Genomic DNA, 17,046 nt, shown 5'->3' on the forward strand with positions numbered 1-17,046 from the left:
GCGGCCGATACTCTTTTTTTATGCCCAGAAATATCTCGCTACCGGAAATAATATCATGCTGAAAACGCTATCGATTCGTACCGGCTTGCTCTCTTTACTGGCCGTTATGACCCTTCTGCTGCTGATTGTCAGCGGCATTGGCATTTATGCCCTCACACAGAGTTCTTCTTCGCTGCAGCGCATTAATCATCTTCAGGGTGAGCAGATGGTGCAGCTTAATTCAGGCTATACGCTGATCCTCCGCGCGCGCAATGAAGCGGGTCAGGCCGTCCGCATGATGGAAATCGGCATGCTGGACGATGCGGCCAGCGCGGTAAAAAACATCAATCAGGAAGTCGCTCTGGCCCAGAAAACGCTGAAGGGCGTGATCGACGGCGGCGTGGCTGACGAGCAGGGGCAGCAGCTGCTCGATAAAGTGGCAGCCAGCCTGGCGGCGTATAACCAGCAGGGGATCAACCCGATGCTGAAAACCCTCAGTGACCAGAGCGCGGACGGGTATTACGACCTGCTGGAGAAGACGCTGATCCCGCTGGCGTCAGCGTTTGATAACGACATGCAGGCGTTTCAGAAATGGAGCGAAGCGCGAGGTCAGGCGGAAGTGAGTGCCGTGCAGGCGAGCAAAACCCGCGTCCTGATCCTGATTATCGTGGCGGCGCTGCTGACGGCGGGCATTATCGTGCTGGCCTGGCTGGCGCTGCGCCATATGCTGCTCAAGCCGCTCTCGGCGTCGATTGCTCAGCTGGAGAACGTGGCGGCGGGCGATTTAACCCATACGCTGGCCGCGCCCGCGAGCCAGGAGTTTAACCGCCTTAACGCGGTCATTGAGGAGATGCGTCAGTCGCTGATGAACTCGGTTCTGCGGGTACGCGATGCCAGCGCGCAGATTGACACCGGCAGCCGCGAGCTGACGCTGGGGAACCGGGATCTCGCCGAGCGAACGGAATCCACCGCCACGTCGCTGGAGCAGACGGCGGCCAGCATGGAACAGATCACCGCCACGGTGAAGCTCAACGCCGATAACGCCGAGCAGGCGCACCAGCTGGCGAAGTCGGTGTCCGACACGGCCGATCACGGCAGCGAAATGGTCTGCTATGTGATTGAAAAAATGCGCGATATCTCCGGCAGCTCGGCGCGCATCGCCGACATCCTGAGCGTGATCGACGGCATTGCCTTCCAGACCAATATCCTGGCGCTTAACGCCTCCGTAGAGGCGGCGCGCGCGGGCGAGCAGGGGCGCGGGTTTGCCGTCGTCGCGGGCGAGGTGCGAAACCTGGCCAGCCGCAGCGCCGACGCGGCGAAGGAGATTCGTTCTCTTATCAGTGATTCGCAAACCCACGTTAACGAGGGCAGCGAGCTGGCCCAGCAGGCGGGCGAAACGATGGATGAGATCGCAACAGAAGTGCTGCGCATGACCAAACTGATGCGTGAGATTGCGACCGCGTCTCAGGAGCAAAGCCGCGGCATTGAGCAGGTGAATATTGCGGTAAACCAGATGGACGAAACCGCGCAACAGAATGCGGCGCTGGTGCAGCAATCCTCCGCCGCGACCCGCTCCCTTGAGGAGCAGTCGCGTCAGCTGATGGAAGCCATGTCATCATTCAAAGTGACGACTCAGAACGCGGCATAATATTACCCAGCCCCGGTACGTTCTGTGCCGGGGTTTTATTCCTTCCGGAATTAAGCGCCCCGATATTATCGTGAATTTCGCCCATTAATATTTCCAGCGAGCTGGTTAAGGCTAATGCTTTTTCAGTCGGCTCAAGATATAAGCCTTTGCGGAGAAATAACGGCTCATCAAAGAGTTGATTAAAACGCTTTAATGCCAGACTCACCGCAGGGCGTGACATCTCCAGACGCAAAGAGGCCTTTGCCATGCTGCCGCAGCGGACGATTTCAATAAATACAGGGATAAGATTTAAATCAATGCCGGTATTAGCACGGGAATAATTTTTCATTGCGTTTCTGCTCCACGAAATATCTGTCAAACTGTTATGGAAATAATGCAGGAGCAGTGGCGAATATTAAAGCGTGTTTTTTATAAACACTTATACGGTAAAATATATAAATGAACAGGGGAGCCGGATCGGCTCCCCTGAAGAGAGGGATTACGCGTCCGGGTACTCGCGGATAAAGCGTTCAACGTCTTCAACCATGTGGTTGTTGCCGACGAAGAACGAACGGCGCTGGTGAAGGCTTTCCGGCACGATCTCCAGAATACGCTCTTTACCGTCGCTCGCCTTACCGCCCGCCTGTTCGGCCAGGAACGCCATCGGGTTGCATTCGTACAGCAGACGCAGTTTCCCGTCCGGGTGGCTGGCGGTGCTTGGGTAGAGGTAGATGCCGCCTTTCAGCAGGTTACGGTGGAAATCCGCGACCAGAGAGCCAATATAGCGGGACGTGTACGGGCGCTGCGTCGCTTTATCTTCTTCCTGGCAGAATTTGATGTACTTCTTCACGCCGTTCGGGAAGCGGATGTAGTTACCTTCGTTAATGGAGTAGGTATTGCCCTTCTCCGGGAAGCGCATGCGTTCCTGGCTCAGACAGAAAACGCCCAGGGAAGGATCGTACGTAAAGGCATGTACGCCGCAACCGGTGGTGTAGACCAGCATGGTGGAGGAGCCATAGACGACGTAACCGGCAGCAACCTGATTAATGCCCGGCTGCAGGAAATCTTCTTCGGTCACCGGCGTGCCAACAGGCGTGACGCGGCGGTAGATGGAGAAAATGGTACCGACAGAAACGTTAACGTCGATGTTGGAGGAGCCGTCGAGCGGATCCATCAGAACAACGTATTTCGCGTGTTCACACCCTTCGAAAACAACAATTTCATCTTCTTCTTCGGAGGCGATACCCGCAACGATGTCGCGCGCGCGCAGTGCAGCTTTCAGTTTTTCATTTGCGAACAGATCGAGTTTCTGTTGAACCTCGCCCTGAACGTTCTCGGCACCGCTGGCACCCAGGATATCGACCAGACCGGCCTTGTTGATATCACGGTGGATGATCTTAGCGCCCAGCTTTATTGCCGACAGCAAAGCAGTGAGTTCACCGGTAGCATGAGAGAACTCGTGCTGCTTTTCGACAATAAATTCACCTAACGTTTTCATAACACTTTCCCTGCATCTTTGTGAGTAGAGCGATTGTATGTTCACTAAAACGACTAAAGCCCAACAATCTTAACAAATATTCAAATAGTAGCGCAGAGGTGAATCGCGCCAGCAACATACGGATTTACCTGAAATGCGTTTCACAGCCGCTAACATGTGAGTAAAATGTGCGCCACATTGAAGAAGGATAGTGACGTATGCGCATTCATATATTGGGGATTTGTGGCACTTTCATGGGCGGACTGGCAATGCTGGCGCGCTCGCTGGGCCATGAGGTGACAGGTTCGGACGCCAATGTGTATCCGCCAATGAGCACACTTCTGGAGAAACAGGGCATCTCTCTTATTCAGGGCTACGATGCCAGCCAGCTGGATCCCGAGCCGGACCTGGTGATTATTGGCAACGCCATGACCCGCGGCAATCCGTGCGTTGAGGCGGTACTGGAACGCAATATTCCGTTCATGTCCGGCCCGCAGTGGCTGCATGACTTCGTCCTGCGCGACCGCTGGGTGGTTGCCGTTGCCGGTACCCACGGCAAAACGACCACCGCGGGCATGGCGACCTGGATCCTCGAAGCCTGCGGCTACAAGCCGGGCTTCGTCATCGGCGGCGTACCGGGCAACTTTGACGTTTCTGCGCGCCTGGGGGACAGCCCGTTCTTTGTGATCGAAGCCGACGAGTATGACTGCGCGTTCTTCGACAAGCGCTCCAAGTTCGTGCACTACTGCCCGCGCACGCTGATCCTCAACAACCTTGAGTTTGACCACGCGGATATTTTTGACGATCTGAAGGCCATACAGAAACAGTTCCACCACCTGGTGCGCATCGTGCCGGGCCAGGGCCGCATCATCCTGCCGGAAAACGACATCAACCTGAAGCAGACCCTGGCGATGGGCTGCTGGAGCGAGCAGGAGCTGGTGGGCGAGCAGGGCCACTGGCAGGCGAAGAAACTCAACGCCGATGCCTCCGAGTGGGAAGTGCTGCTCGACGGCGAAAAAGTGGGCGAGGTGAAGTGGGGCCTGGTGGGCGAACACAACATGCACAACGGCCTGATGGCAATCGCTGCCGCACGCCATGTGGGCGTTCAGCCTGCGGATGCGGCGAATGCGCTGGGCTCGTTTATCAATGCCCGCCGCCGCCTGGAGCTGCGCGGTGAAGCCCACGGCGTCACCGTGTATGACGATTTCGCGCACCACCCAACGGCCATTCTGGCGACGCTTGCCGCCCTGCGTGGCAAAGTCGGCGGTACCGCGCGCATTCTGGCGGTGCTGGAACCGCGTTCGAACACCATGAAGATGGGCATCTGCAAAGACGATCTCGCGCCGTCGTTAGGACGTGCCGATGAAGTCTTCCTGCTGCAGCCGCAGCATATTCCGTGGCAGGTGGCGGAAGTGGCCGATGCCTGCATTCAGCCGGCACACTGGAGCGCGGATGTGGATGCGCTCGCGGATATGGTGGTGAAAGCCGCTCAGCCCGGCGACCATATTCTCGTGATGAGCAACGGCGGTTTTGGTGGGATCCATCAGAAGCTGCTGGACGGTCTGGCGAAGAAAGCGGAAGCGGCCGCCGAGGCGTAAAAAAAAGCCCGGTGGCGCTCACGCTTACCGGGCCTACGTTCTTTTCCCCCTCGCCCCTCCGGGGTGAGGGGAACGGATTACTCTTCGTTCTCAGACAGCTCGCGCAGATACTGGAAAATCAGGCGCGCAGACTTCGGCGGCTTATTCCCTTCTTTCTCTTTCTTCGCGTTGCGGATAAGCGATCGCAGCTGCTGGCGGTCGGCATCCGGCCACAGGTTCAGCACTTCCGGTACGGCGTCATCACCCTGTTCAATCAGACGATCGCGGATCTGCTCCAGCTTATGGAACAGCGCAACCTGCTGGTTGTGGCGGTTTTTCAGCTTGTCCAGCGCCTGGCGGATCGGATCGACGTCGCGCTGACGCAGCATTTTCCCGATAAGCTGAAGCTGGCGACGACGGCCTTCTTTTTTGATTTTCTGTGCCAGTTCAATGGCATCGCGCAGATCCTGGTCGAGCGGGATCTTATCCAGCGCGTTTTTACCCAGTTCTACCATTTCCGCGCCAAGCTGTTTTAACTCTTCGGCGTCACGTTTAATTTCACTTTTACTGACCCAGATGATCTCATCATCTTCGTCTTCGATGTCATCACCGGGAACGTCGTCGAGCCAGTCTTCGGGCTGCTTAGTCATGTCAGGCTCCTTAAAAAAAGAGGCTAATGTTACCAGTTAAGACGCGCACTGAAAAACGGTTCTCTGTTAGACTTCAGTTAACTCTCTCTTACAGTATGGCATTTGCGATGAAAGTAACCTCACAAGTTGAAGCGCAGCGTAAGATTCTGGAAGAAGCCGTCTCCACCGCGCTGATGCTTGCTTCAGAAAAATCAGATGGCGCCGAAGTGGCGGTCAGCAAAACCACCGGCATTAGCGTGAGCACCCGCTATGGCGAAGTGGAGAATGTTGAATTCAACAGCGACGGCGCGCTGGGTATCACGGTATATCACCAGAATCGCAAAGGCAGTGCGTCATCCACCGATCTCAGTCCGGATGCCATCGCCCGTACGGTGCAGGCCGCGCTGGATATCGCCCGTTATACCTCACCGGATCCTTACGCCGGCGTGGCGGATAAAGATCTGCTGGCGTTTGACGCGCCGGATCTCGACCTGTTCCATCCGGCGGAAGTGACGCCGGACGAAGCGATTGAGCTGGCCGCCCGCGCCGAGCAGGCGTCCCTGCAGGCCGACAAGCGCATCACCAATACCGAAGGCGGCAGCTTTAACAGCCACTACGGCATCAAAGTCTTCGGCAACAGCCACGGCATGCTGCAGGGCTACTGCTCTACCCGCCACTCGCTCTCCAGCTGCGTCATCGCCGAAGAGAACGGTGACATGGAGCGCGACTACGCCTACACCATTGGCCGCGCGCTGGGGGATTTGCAGTCTCCTGAGTGGGTGGGTAAAGCGTGCGCCGAACGCACGCTGTCTCGCCTGTCGCCGCGTAAACTCTCCACCATGAAAGCCCCGGTGATTTTTGCCAACGAAGTGGCGACCGGTCTGTTTGGCCATCTGGTGGGCGCTATCGCGGGCGGCTCCGTTTACCGTAAATCGACCTTCCTGCTCGACTCGCTGGGCAAGCAGATCCTGCCGGAATGGCTCACCATCGAAGAGCATCCGCACCTGCTGAAAGGCCTGGCCTCCACGCCGTTCGACAGCGAAGGCGTGCGCACCGAGCGTCGTGACATCGTGAAAGACGGCATTCTGACCCAGTGGCTTCTGACCAACTACTCCGCGCGCAAGCTGGGGCTGAAAAGCACCGGGCACGCGGGCGGCATTCACAACTGGCGCATTGCCGGGCAGGGCCTCAACTTTGAGCAGATGCTGAAAGAGATGGGCACCGGTCTGGTGGTGACCGAGCTGATGGGTCAGGGCGTCAGCGGCATCACCGGCGATTACTCTCGCGGCGCGGCGGGCTTCTGGGTTGAAAATGGCGAAATCCAGTATCCGGTGAGCGAAATTACCATCGCTGGCAATCTGAAGGATATGTGGCGCAATATCGTTACGGTCGGTAACGATATTGAAACACGCAGCAATATACAGTGTGGTTCTGTATTACTCCCGGAAATGAAAATCGCCGGACAATAGAGATAGCGTTTTGTTAATAATAAAAAAGGAAGTGAGCAATGCGTAAACATCTGTTAGCGATCGTCGCGGCTTCAACGCTGGTTCTTGGCTCTTCTGCGTTTGCTGCCGATCTTGAAGACGACATGGGCATCCTCGGGCAAAACCTGAAGGTGGTGCAGAAAACCGACAATGCGGCGGAAATGAAAGACGCGCTGACCAAAATGCGTGAAGCGGCGCTGGACGCACAAAAAGCGACGCCTCCTAAACTGGAAAGCAAAGCGGCAGACAGCGCAGAGATGAAAGACTACCGCCACGGCTTTGACGTGCTGGTCGGCCAGATCGACGGCGCGCTGAAGCTCGCTAACGAAGGCAAAGTGAAGGAAGCCCAGGCGGCGGCCGAGCAGTTTGTGACGACCCGTAATACGTATCACAAGAAATACCGTTAACCGATCGCGCATCTGACAAACAACCAGCGGGGGCCAGTGGCCCCCGTTTTTTTTTGCGCGGTAATAAGTAAACCCTATCGCCATCACATTTTTGCGTCACCACGCCTGAACGTTTTCGTTTCCCCGGCGCGCGTTTTGCCGCTGGAATACGTGATATTCATCACGCAAATGCCGTGATTAATCCAGATTCACCGTATTTATGTGGCACAGATCACTGCTGCGGCTCCCCTTTCCACTTCGAAGTGGAAAACAACTCGCTACAAACAATTCTCCCCCAACGTTAGTTTTATTCCAGAGCCATTAACGGGGTAAGACCAGTGATTAACGGAGCGGTAATGAACGACGTTGGGGAACAGGCAGAGCAAACAGAACAGCTCGCGAACACCATGCTGCAGCAGGTTTATGCCCTGCTGGCCCGGAACAACATCATCCCCAATGCGGTACAGGAGCAGATGCTTACTTCCCACGTGCGCGCCATGGCGCACCGGTCCGTGACCGGCGAGCCGCTGCCGGAGGTTGAAGCAGAGCTGTTTGACGAAATTTCACCGGATTCAATGCGGCTTGCCCGTGAAGTGGTGGCGCAGTTTGGCAACCTTCCAGATGAAGAGGCCTGGCTGCTCTCCGTTCACTTTGAAGTCGCGAAAGACAACCTTTAAGGAGCAACACATGGAACAGATTACAGTCGTGATTGGCGATCGCCTGGGTAAAGGTCAGAAAGTGGCGGCCGGTGTGGAAAAAGCAGGTGGACGCGCGGTTGTCGTACCGGGCATGGCGGCAGACATGAAGCTCGGCGACGTGATGAAAGCGGAAAACGCCACCTTCGGCATCTCCTTCTGCGGCAGCGGCGGCGCGGGTGCCATCACCGCCCAGACCAAATATGGCTACAAAGCCAAATACGGTATGCGTTCCGTGGATGAAGGCGTCACCGCCATCAACGAAGGCTGCAACGTGCTGGGCTTTGGCTTTATGGATAAAGAAGAGCTGGGCGAGCGTCTGGTACAGGCGTGGCAGAAAAAATACGGCGCATAAGCATGAAAGAACAGTTCACAACCACGGTGAGAGTGAAGGGGAAGGGCGACGCCAAAGCGCGCGCCTTTGCTGACGCGCTCAACCACGTTCAGGCCGCGGTGATGAAAGCCTCACCGCATATCTTACTGCGTATTGAGCCACAGGATGTGCAGGTCGTTCAGGCGCAAGAAGCGGTGCGAAAAGAAGCGTTTCTGTTCTTCTTTCTGCGCCGGGAAAGACGCACCTACAGCGTGGAGCTGGATGTGACCGTCAACGTGACAGCCATCAATCTCGACCAGGTGGATTTCGTCACGCAACGCTGATTATTCATAAAAGGGCAGACTGATGTTCTTAATTATATTAATAAAATCGCTCATCATCGGCGGCCTGGTAGGCGTCGGTGTCGGGGCCGGGGCTGCACGCATGTTTCATGCGCCTACCACTCAGGGTATGGGCGCGTTTCGTACGTTGGGGGAACTGAACTCCTGCGAAGGGGATCCGGCGTCCCACTTCTCCTTTGGGTTAGGCTTCTTCTTTAACGCCTGGGCCTCTTCCGTGGCCGCAGGGGCTTTCACACAGGACGTTGACCACCGCATCATCCCAAACTGGGGTGCTGCCGCACTGATGATCAAAAACCGTAACGTCGGCGAAACGCTGCACGATCCGCGCAAAATGGCGATTGCCTGCGGCGTGATCGGCATGATCGTCGTGACCTTCCTTAACCTGACCGCCTCCTCCGTGCCCGCTGCGCTTCAGGTCACCGCCGTGAAGGTGCTGGTGCCTGCCGCGAACCTGCTGGTCAACACCGTGATGCCGGTGATCTTCTGGCTGGCGGCCATCGACGCGGGTAAAAAATCGGGCTTCTGGGCCACCATCTTTGGCGGCGCGGCGCAGCTGATTATGGGCAACGCCGTACCGGGCCTGGTGCTGGGGATCCTGATCGGTAAAGGCGTGGAAGAGAGCGGCTGGAACCACGTCACCAAAGTGATGATGGCGGCGATCGTTCTGCTCTTCGTGCTGAGCGGCTTCTTCCGCGGTTTCGACATGAAGATGATCGAATCCTTCCATCTGACCGTGCCGAACTGGCTCGACATGATCCACAACTCGCTCAGCGGTAAATAACAGGAGCCTCGACATGGAACAGAATAAAGGTTTTTGGTATGCCGACTGGTCGTTCCCGATCTTCGTTGGCCTGCTCTCCTCCGGCGTGTTTGCCGGGACGCACATGTACTACCTCTACGGCATCGGCGCGTTTAACGAAGTGGCCTTCGTGGCGATGCTGAAAGCGGGCATTGATACCGGCGTTTACGGCGCGGTGGCAGCGTTTGGCGCGAGCTTCCTGTTCGCCCGTATTATCGAAGGCTCGCTGGTCGGTATTCTCGACATCGGCGGGGCGATCCAGACCGGCGTGGGCCTCGGGGTTCCGGCGCTGCTGCTGGGCGCGGGGATCATGTTCCCGGTGACCAACTTCATTGCCGCGCTGATTACCGGCCTGGTGATTGGTCTGGCGATTGGCTACGTCATCATCCTGGCGCGTAAGTTCACCATCAACCAGAGCAACTCCACCTACGGCGCGGACGTGATGATGGGGGCGGGCAACGCTTCCGGCCGCTTCCTCGGACCGTTGATTATCCTCAGCGCCATGACCGCCTCCATTCCGATTGGCGTGGGTTCTCTGCTGGGCGCGCTGCTGTTCTACATCTGGCAGAAGCCCATTACCGGTGGCGCTATCCTCGGCGCAATGATTCTGGGCTGGCTGTTCCCGGTTGCCCTTTAATACCCGCGGGCGCTCCGGCGCCCGCCTTTTCAGGAGATCCTCATGTTTGATTTACTCCTGCGCCGTGCGCGCCTCGCCGACGATACCCTGACCGATATCGCCATTCAGGACGGGAAGATCGCCGCGACGGGCGACATAGACGCTCCCGCCCGCAAAACGGTGGAGCTAAACGGTGACGTGTTCGTCAGCGCAGGCTGGATTGACTCCCACGTACACTGCTACCCGAACTCCCCGATTTACCACGACGAGCCGGACAGCGTGGGCATTGCCACCGGCGTGACCACCGTGGTGGACGCGGGCAGCACCGGGGCCGACGACGTGGACGATTTCTACGCGATTACCCGCAAGGCCTCCACCGAGGTCTTTGCCCTGCTGAACATCTCCCGCGTGGGGCTGATTGCCCAGAACGAGCTGGCCAACATGGCCAATATTGACGCCGACGCGGTGAAGCAGGCGGTGACGCGCTACCCTGATTTTATCGTCGGCCTGAAGGCGCGCATGAGCAGCAGCGTGGTCGGTGAAAACGGCATCACGCCGCTGGCGTGCGCCAAAGCCATTCAGAAAGAGAACGGCGACCTGCCGCTGATGGTGCACATTGGCAACAACCCGCCGAACCTCGATGAAATTGCCGAGCTGCTGAGCTCTGGCGACATCATCACCCACTGCTACAACGGCAAGCCTAACCGCATTCTGACGCCCTCCGGCGAGCTGCGCGCCTCCATTACGTCTGCGCTGAAGCGCGGCGTGCGTCTGGATGTCGGCCACGGCACGGCGAGCTTCAGCTTTGAGGTGGCGAAACGCGCCATCGCGATGGGCATTCTGCCGCACACCATCAGCTCTGATATCTACTGCCGCAACCGCATCAACGGCCCGGTCGGCTCGCTGGCAAGCGTGATGTCGAAATTCCTCGCCATCGGCATGTCATTGCCGCAGGTGATTGACTGCGTCACGGCGAACGCCGCCGACGGCCTGCGCCTGACGCGTAAAGGCCGCATTCAGCCGGGTCTCGATGCCGACCTGACGCTGTTCACGCTCAAACGCCAGCCGACGGTGCTGACGGATGCCGAAAACGACAGCCTGCAGGCTGAACACATTCTGGTGCCGCTTGCCGCGATCCGCGCAGGCAAGGGCTACATGACCGAACAAGGGAGCACGGAACATGCCTTCGATTTATGAGAAGTACAACTTAAAGCAGGTTATCAACACCTCTGGCCGCATGACGGCGCTGGGCGTCTCCACGCCGCGTCCGGAGGTGGTACAGGCGGCGATGGACGGCATGAATCACTATTTCGAGATGAAGGATCTGGTCAATAAAACCGGGGAATACATCGCGAAGCTGCTGGACGTGGAAGGCGCGACGGTGGTCTCCTGCGCGTCGGCGGGCATTGCCCAGTCCGTGGCCGCGGTGCTGGTGAAAGACAGCGACTGGCTGCTGGAAAACCTGCACGTGACCCCGATTGAGAACAACGAGATCGTCCTGCCGAAAGGCCACAACGTGAACTTTGGCGCGCCGGTGGGCACTATGGTGGCGCTTGGCGGCGGCAGGCTGGTGGAAGCGGGCTACGCCAACGAATGTTCCGCCGATCAGCTGGCGGCGGCGATTACCCCGCGCACGGCGGCGATCATGTACATCAAATCTCACCACTGCGTGCAGAAAAGCATGCTTAGCGTCGAGCAGGCGGCGGTTGTCGCACGTAAACACGACTTGCCGCTCATCGTCGATGCCGCGGCGGAAGAAGATCTGCACGCGTACTACCGCGCCGGCGCGGACCTGGTGATCTACAGCGGTGCGAAGGCGATCGAAGGCCCCACCAGCGGGCTGGTGATCGGCAAGACCCAGTACGTTGAGTGGGTGAAGCGCCAGACGGCGGGGATTGGCCGCGCCATGAAGGTGGGTAAAGAGGGCATTCTTGGCCTGACCTGCGCCATCGAACACTATCTGACGGCCACCAAAGAGAGCGGTGCCGAGATGGTGGCGAAAATGACGCCGTTTATCGAGGCGCTCAACACCCTGAACGGTGTGACCGCGCGCGTGGTCTGGGACAGCGCCGGACGCGACATTGCCCGCACCGAGATTAAGTTTGACGAAGCCACCACCGGCGTCGGCACGGGTGACCTGGTGGCGAAGCTCAAGCAGGGCGAGTACGCCATTTACTTCCGTGGCTACAAGGCCAACGAAGGGATTATCGAAGCGGACGTGCGCAGCGTAAACGCTGACCAGCTGAACATTGTGTACCGCCGCATTAGTGAAGTATTAGGACAGGAGAAAAACGCATGAAACTGACCCCCAACTTTTACCGTGACCGCGTCTGTCTGAACGTGCTGGCTGGCTCAAAGGCCAACGCCAGCGCCATCTACGAGGCGGCGGAAGGTCATGTGCTGGTGGGCGTGCTCTCCAAAAATTACCCGGACGTAGCCAGCGCGGTAGCGGATATGCGCGAGTACGCGGCGCTGATTGATAACGCGCTCTCCGTTGGCCTGGGCGCGGGCGACCCGAACCAGTCGGCGATGGTGAGCGAGATCTCCCGTCAGGTGCAGCCGCAGCACGTTAACCAGGTCTTTACCGGCGTGGCCACCAGCCGCGCGCTGCTGGGGCAGAACGACTCTGTGGTCAACGGTCTGGTCTCTCCGACCGGCACCGTCGGGATGGTGAAAATCTCCACCGGCCCGCTGAGCAGCGCAGCTATGGACGGCATTGTGCCGGTGGAAACGGCGATTGCTCTGCTGAAAGATTTCGGCGGCAGCTCTATCAAATACTTCCCGATGGGCGGCCTGAAGTGCCGTGACGAGTACAAAGCGGTAGCGGAAGCCTGCGCCCGTCACGACTTCTGGCTGGAGCCGACCGGAGGTATCGATCTGGAAAACTATGAGGAGATCCTGCAGATCGCCCTCGACGCGGGCGTGAGCAAAATCATCCCGCATATCTACAGCTCGATTATCGACAAAGCCAGCGGTGATACGCGTCCGGAAGATGTGCGTACCCTGCTGGCGATGACGAAGAAGCTGGTGAAGTAGAACTCACACCTATACAGGAGCCACCATGCACACCCGTACCTTGCTTGTCGCTTCACTCTCAATGTTCGCCACCGCCGCTGTCGCCCAGACGCAATACGCCTGGGTGGGTACCTATAATCCAAACGGTGAAGGGCTGTACCGTTTTACTGTTAACCCGCAAACCGGCGCGCTGAACGATAAAACGTTGGTAAGCAAACTGCCGAATGCGGCGCAGTTGACCCTTTCACAGGACGGCAAAACGCTGTATCTGGCAAGCGAAGTGGAGCAGGGCGTGGTGCAGGCGCTGCGCGTCGGCGATAACGGTGAGCTGAGCGAGCTCAGTCAGGTGGCCTCCGGCGGTGCGGGGCCGGTTTACCTGTCGCTGACGCCGAACGGTCGCCATCTTCTGGTGGCGAACTACGTCAGCGGATCTATCGCGGTGCTGCCCGTTAACGCAGACGGCAGCCTGGGTGACGCCACGGACACACATCAGGATCAAGGCGAACCGGGCGCGGCGAAGCCGGCAGCTGCCGTCGAGGGCAGTTTCGCGATCAGCGATCATAACGGCCCGCATGCGCACATGATCGCCGCCGATCCGAGCGGGAAATACGTTTTTTCCACCGATCTTGGGCTGGATCGCATCTACCAATACCGCTTTGACGATCGGACAGGAAAGCTGACGCCGAACGATCCGCCGTTTATCAGCGCCTCCTCGAAAGGTGCCGGGCCGCGCCACTTTGTCTTTACGCCGAAGGGCGATGCCCTGTGGCTGATTAACGAAGAGGCGTCTACGCTCACCCGGTATACCGTGAATACCAACGGCACCCTGAAAGAGGGTAAAACGGTTTCTGCCCTGCCGGAAGGCTACAAAGGCACCAGCTTTGCTGCCGGGCTCGCATTAAGCGCCGACGGTAAGCAGCTGTATGTGGCTAACCGTTTGCATAACAGCATCGGGCACTTTACCGTAACGGCAGAGGGCACGCTGACGCATCAGGATGACGTGTGGACGCGCGGTGACTACCCGCGCACCCTGACGCTCGATAAGCAGGGGCGCTGGCTGTACGTCATGAACCAGCGCAGCGACAACATTACCCGCTTCCGCGTGGCGCAGGACGGGAAATTGAGCTTTGAGCCAGACTATACCCCGGTCGGCAGCCCATCCCAGATGGTCATTTCACCTTAAGCCGTAAGAGGACAACGACGTGCGATTTCCGAACCAACGTTTGGCGCAACTTTTCGACCTGTTGCAAAACGAGACGCTGCCGCAGGACGAGCTGGCGCAGCGGCTGTCGGTCTCCACGCGAACCGTCCGTGCGGACATCACCGCCCTGAACGCGCTGCTGGCCAGCCACGGCGCGCAGTTCATCCTGAGCCGGGGCAACGGCTACCAGCTCAAAATTGAAGATGCCGAGCGCTATCAGCAGCTTCAGGCATCCCACCCGCGCGCGCTGCGTATCCCGCGAACCGGGCCGGAGCGCGTGCATTATCTGGTGGTGCGTTTTCTGACCTCGGCGTTTTCTCTTAAGCTGGAGGATCTGGCGGACGAGTGGTTCGTCAGCCGCGCCACGCTGCAAAGCGATATGGCGGAGGTGCGCGAGTGGTTTCATCGCTACAACCTGACGCTGGAAACCCGTCCGCGCCACGGCATGAAGCTGTTTGGCAGCGAGATGTCGACCCGCGCCTGCCTGACCGATCTGCTCTGGGAGCTGGCGCAGCAGGACAGCCTGAACCCGCTGGTAACCGACGTGGCGCTCAATGCGGGCGTGGCGGAGCAGATGGTGCCGGTGCTGCACGACGCCTTGACCCGTCACCACATTCGCCTGACCGATGAAGGCGAGCTGTTCCTGCGCCTGTACTGCGCGGTGTCGGTACGTCGCATCAGCGAAGGTTACCCGCTGCCGGAATTCCATGCCGAAGACGTGGAAGAGAACGTGCGCGAGGCGGCGAAGGATATCGCGGTGACCCTCCAGCAGCTGGCCGGCAAGGCGCTTTCGCCGTCGGAGGAGAGCTGGCTGTGCGTGCACATTGCGGCGCGGCAGATTCAGGAGATCGCGCCCAGCGCCATTAACGCTGACGACGACGAGGCGCTGGTCAACTATATCCTGCGCTATATCAACACCCACTATAACTACAATCTGCTCAGCGACGCGCAGCTGCACGCGGATCTGCTCACGCACATCAAAACCATGATCACCCGCGTGCGGTATCAAATCATGATCCCCAATCCGCTGCTGGATAACATCAAGCAGCACTACCCGATGGCGTGGGACATGACGCTGGCCGCGGTGTCGAGCTGGGGCAAATACACGCCGTATGTGATCAGCGAAAACGAGATTGGCTTCCTGGTGCTGCATATTGGCGTCGGGCTTGAGCGCCACTACAACATCGGCTACCAGCGTCAGCCGCGCGTGCTGCTGGTATGCGACGCCGGTAACGCCATGGTGCGCATGATTGAGGCGGTACTGCAGCGTAAATACCCGCAGATTGAGGTGACGCGCACGCTCACCCTGCGCGAGTACGAGCTGGCAGAAACCATTAGCGAAGACTTTGTGATCGCGACCGCCCGCGTCAGCGAAAAGTCAAAACCGGTGGTAATGATCGCCCCGTTCCCGACCGACTACCAGTTAGAGCAGATTGGCAAGCTGGTGCTGGTGGACCGCACCCGCCCGTGGATGCTGGATAAATACTTCGACGCGGCCCATTTCCGCATTATCGACAAGCCGATCGATCAGCAGACGCTCTTCCGCGAGCTGTGTGAACAGCTTGAAGCAGAGGGCTTTGTCGGCGCGGAGTTTCTGGATTCGGTTGTTGAACGTGAAGCTATCGTCAGCACCATGCTCGGCGACGGCATCGCGCTGCCGCACTCCCTCGGCCTGCTGGCGCAGAAAACGGTGGTCTACACCGTGCTCGCCCCGCACGGCGTGCAGTGGGGCGACGAAACCGCGCACGTTATCTTCCTGCTCGCCATCAGCAAAAGCGAGTACGAAGAGGCCATGGCGATTTACGATATTTTCGTCACTTTCCTGCGCGAGCGGGCGATGTCACGGCTCTGTAGCTGCGAGGATTTCGCCGGGTTTAAGGCGGTGGCGATGGAGAGTTTGAGTCGTTTTTGAGAGGCGATATCCAGAATTCGATGTAATGCGAATGTAATGCTAAACTGCATTACACATTCGATTTTTCTGGAGGCATAATGGCCACGCTAAACGTCCGTTTGGATGACAAACTCAAAAACGAGGCTTATGCCGTGCTGGAAAAACTCAATATTACCCCAACGGAAGCGGTGCGATTGCTGTTTCAGTACGTTGCTGAAACGGGGCGCATGCCGGTGAAAACGGTCACCATCAGCGACAGCGAAGATGCGCTGATACAGACAGTCCGGGAGCGACTGGCTAATCCGCAAAAGGGGATAAAGGTTAGTCTGGATGACTTATGAGTTTGAGTTTGCCTGAGGGCGTTATAATGAGTGATACAGAAAAAGAGAAAAATCAGCCGTTTATCATGACGCAAACAAACGGCTCTAACGCTCACCGCAAATGATGCACAACCTGGTTGCTGCTGCCGCGCCAGATGAGCGCCGGGTCTTTTAAATCCTGCACGAACTTGCCGTCGACCAGCACGTTAATCAGATCCACGACTTCCATTTGCTGCGCATTCAGTTCATCCAGCTTGTAGCCCGTCCAGACCCAGATATCTTTTCCCGGACACTCTGCGCGAATGCGCTCCACCAGCTTCAACATATCCGGCACGTTTTGCGGGTGCAGGGGATCGCCGCCGGAGAGCGAGATCCCCTGGCGTTTGATGCGCGTGTCGTTCAGGTCGTTGATGATTTTATCTTCCATCTCCGCGGTGAACGGCATGCCGGAATTGAGTCGCCAGGTGCTTTTGTTGTAGCAGCCGGGGCATTCGTGGACGCAGCCTGAAACAAACAGGGTGCAGCGGGTGCCGGGGCCGTTGACGATGTCGACAGGGTAGTACTGGTGATAGTTCATTGCGAATAACCACGCCGGGTGGCGCTGCGCTTACCCGGCCTACAAAAGAGAGCGGTCCGTAGGCCCGGTAAGCGCAGCGCCACCGGGCATTAATG

At 58.1% G+C, this 17,046-nt stretch carries 19 protein-coding genes; 15 read left to right on the plus strand and 4 right to left on the minus strand.

Annotated elements, in window-relative coordinates; translation table 11 throughout:
- Window positions 1-55 precede the first annotated feature (55 nt).
- Window positions 56-1,627, plus strand: a complete 1,572-nt coding sequence (locus tag ACEPLT_RS02235; protein ID WP_032675831.1) for a methyl-accepting chemotaxis protein — start codon at window positions 56-58, stop codon at window positions 1,625-1,627.
- Here the strand turns inward: ACEPLT_RS02235 and ACEPLT_RS02240 are convergent.
- Window positions 1,599-1,955 (minus strand): helix-turn-helix domain-containing protein, encoded by a 357-nt coding sequence (locus ACEPLT_RS02240; protein ID WP_008501417.1) that lies wholly within the window; start codon window positions 1,953-1,955, stop codon window positions 1,599-1,601. The two genes, ACEPLT_RS02235 and ACEPLT_RS02240, sit on opposite strands and share 29 nt — an antisense overlap.
- A 150-nt stretch (window positions 1,956-2,105) precedes the next feature.
- On the minus strand, window positions 2,106-3,104 hold the full coding sequence (gene fbp, locus ACEPLT_RS02245) for a class 1 fructose-bisphosphatase (RefSeq protein ID WP_008501416.1): 999 nt from the start codon (window positions 3,102-3,104) through the stop codon (window positions 2,106-2,108).
- Window positions 3,105-3,301: 197 nt separating this feature from the next.
- On the opposite strand from fbp, the gene mpl reads away from it, so the two are divergent.
- Window positions 3,302-4,681 (plus strand): UDP-N-acetylmuramate:L-alanyl-gamma-D-glutamyl-meso-diaminopimelate ligase, encoded by a 1,380-nt coding sequence (mpl, locus tag ACEPLT_RS02250; protein WP_025911962.1) that lies wholly within the window; start codon window positions 3,302-3,304, stop codon window positions 4,679-4,681.
- A 77-nt stretch (window positions 4,682-4,758) separates the two neighbouring features.
- On the opposite strand, the gene yjgA is transcribed toward mpl, so the two are convergent.
- Window positions 4,759-5,310: a ribosome biogenesis factor YjgA gene (gene yjgA, locus ACEPLT_RS02255; protein WP_008501414.1), complete on the minus strand. Its 552-nt coding sequence runs from the start codon at window positions 5,308-5,310 to the stop codon at window positions 4,759-4,761.
- Window positions 5,311-5,405: 95 nt separating this feature from the next.
- Between yjgA and pmbA the strand changes: the two genes are divergently transcribed.
- The 13 genes from pmbA to ACEPLT_RS02320 all read left to right on the plus strand — a co-directional run bounded on the left by pmbA (window position 5,406) and on the right by ACEPLT_RS02320 (window position 16,395).
- Window positions 5,406-6,758 carry a metalloprotease PmbA gene (gene pmbA, locus ACEPLT_RS02260; RefSeq protein WP_032675833.1) on the plus strand — a complete coding sequence of 451 codons (1,353 nt, stop codon included), beginning with the start codon at window positions 5,406-5,408 and terminating at the stop codon, window positions 6,756-6,758.
- A gap of 38 nt (window positions 6,759-6,796) precedes the next feature.
- Entirely contained in the window at window positions 6,797-7,183 is a 387-nt protein-coding gene (gene cybC / locus ACEPLT_RS02265; protein WP_008501412.1) for a cytochrome b562, read from the plus strand.
- A gap of 317 nt (window positions 7,184-7,500) precedes the next feature.
- Entirely contained in the window at window positions 7,501-7,839 is a 339-nt protein-coding gene (locus ACEPLT_RS02270) for a glycine dehydrogenase (RefSeq protein WP_025911967.1), read from the plus strand.
- A 10-nt stretch (window positions 7,840-7,849) separates the two neighbouring features.
- Window positions 7,850-8,212 carry an SFCGS family glycine-rich protein gene (locus ACEPLT_RS02275; protein WP_006810339.1) on the plus strand — a complete coding sequence of 121 codons (363 nt, stop codon included), beginning with the start codon at window positions 7,850-7,852 and terminating at the stop codon, window positions 8,210-8,212.
- A 2-nt stretch (window positions 8,213-8,214) separates the two neighbouring features.
- Window positions 8,215-8,514: a DUF4312 family protein gene (locus ACEPLT_RS02280; protein ID WP_006810338.1), complete on the plus strand. Its 300-nt coding sequence runs from the start codon at window positions 8,215-8,217 to the stop codon at window positions 8,512-8,514.
- Window positions 8,515-8,536: 22 nt separating this feature from the next.
- Window positions 8,537-9,313: a DUF4311 domain-containing protein gene (locus ACEPLT_RS02285; protein WP_008501408.1), complete on the plus strand. Its 777-nt coding sequence runs from the start codon at window positions 8,537-8,539 to the stop codon at window positions 9,311-9,313.
- A gap of 13 nt (window positions 9,314-9,326) precedes the next feature.
- Window positions 9,327-9,968 (plus strand): DUF4310 family protein, encoded by a 642-nt coding sequence (locus ACEPLT_RS02290; RefSeq protein WP_008501407.1) that lies wholly within the window; start codon window positions 9,327-9,329, stop codon window positions 9,966-9,968.
- A gap of 42 nt (window positions 9,969-10,010) precedes the next feature.
- A complete protein-coding gene (locus ACEPLT_RS02295; protein ID WP_032675834.1) occupies window positions 10,011-11,144 on the plus strand; it encodes an amidohydrolase/deacetylase family metallohydrolase in 1,134 nt (377 codons plus the stop codon).
- Window positions 11,128-12,246 carry a DgaE family pyridoxal phosphate-dependent ammonia lyase gene (locus ACEPLT_RS02300; protein WP_021240687.1) on the plus strand — a complete coding sequence of 373 codons (1,119 nt, stop codon included), beginning with the start codon at window positions 11,128-11,130 and terminating at the stop codon, window positions 12,244-12,246. The genes ACEPLT_RS02295 and ACEPLT_RS02300 overlap by 17 nt, the downstream gene beginning before the upstream one ends.
- The gene (gene dagF / locus ACEPLT_RS02305; protein WP_032675835.1) at window positions 12,243-12,983 is read left to right on the plus strand and encodes a 2-dehydro-3-deoxy-phosphogluconate aldolase; all 741 of its coding nucleotides are present in this window, start codon (window positions 12,243-12,245) and stop codon (window positions 12,981-12,983) included. Before ACEPLT_RS02300 ends, dagF begins: the two co-directional genes overlap by 4 nt.
- A 25-nt stretch (window positions 12,984-13,008) precedes the next feature.
- Entirely contained in the window at window positions 13,009-14,145 is a 1,137-nt protein-coding gene (locus ACEPLT_RS02310) for a lactonase family protein (protein WP_032675836.1), read from the plus strand.
- A 19-nt stretch (window positions 14,146-14,164) separates the two neighbouring features.
- Window positions 14,165-16,075 carry a BglG family transcription antiterminator gene (locus ACEPLT_RS02315; RefSeq protein ID WP_023326576.1) on the plus strand — a complete coding sequence of 637 codons (1,911 nt, stop codon included), beginning with the start codon at window positions 14,165-14,167 and terminating at the stop codon, window positions 16,073-16,075.
- 77 nt (window positions 16,076-16,152) lie between these two features.
- A complete protein-coding gene (locus tag ACEPLT_RS02320; protein ID WP_008501400.1) occupies window positions 16,153-16,395 on the plus strand; it encodes a type II toxin-antitoxin system RelB/DinJ family antitoxin in 243 nt (80 codons plus the stop codon).
- Between the two features lie 91 nt (window positions 16,396-16,486).
- Here ACEPLT_RS02320 and nrdG read toward each other — a convergent pair whose 3' ends face one another.
- A complete protein-coding gene (gene nrdG, locus ACEPLT_RS02325) occupies window positions 16,487-16,951 on the minus strand; it encodes an anaerobic ribonucleoside-triphosphate reductase-activating protein (RefSeq protein WP_023293423.1) in 465 nt (154 codons plus the stop codon).
- Window positions 16,952-17,046: the final 95 nt, after the last annotated feature.

This window comes from Enterobacter sp. fkY84-1, assembly GCF_052974705.1.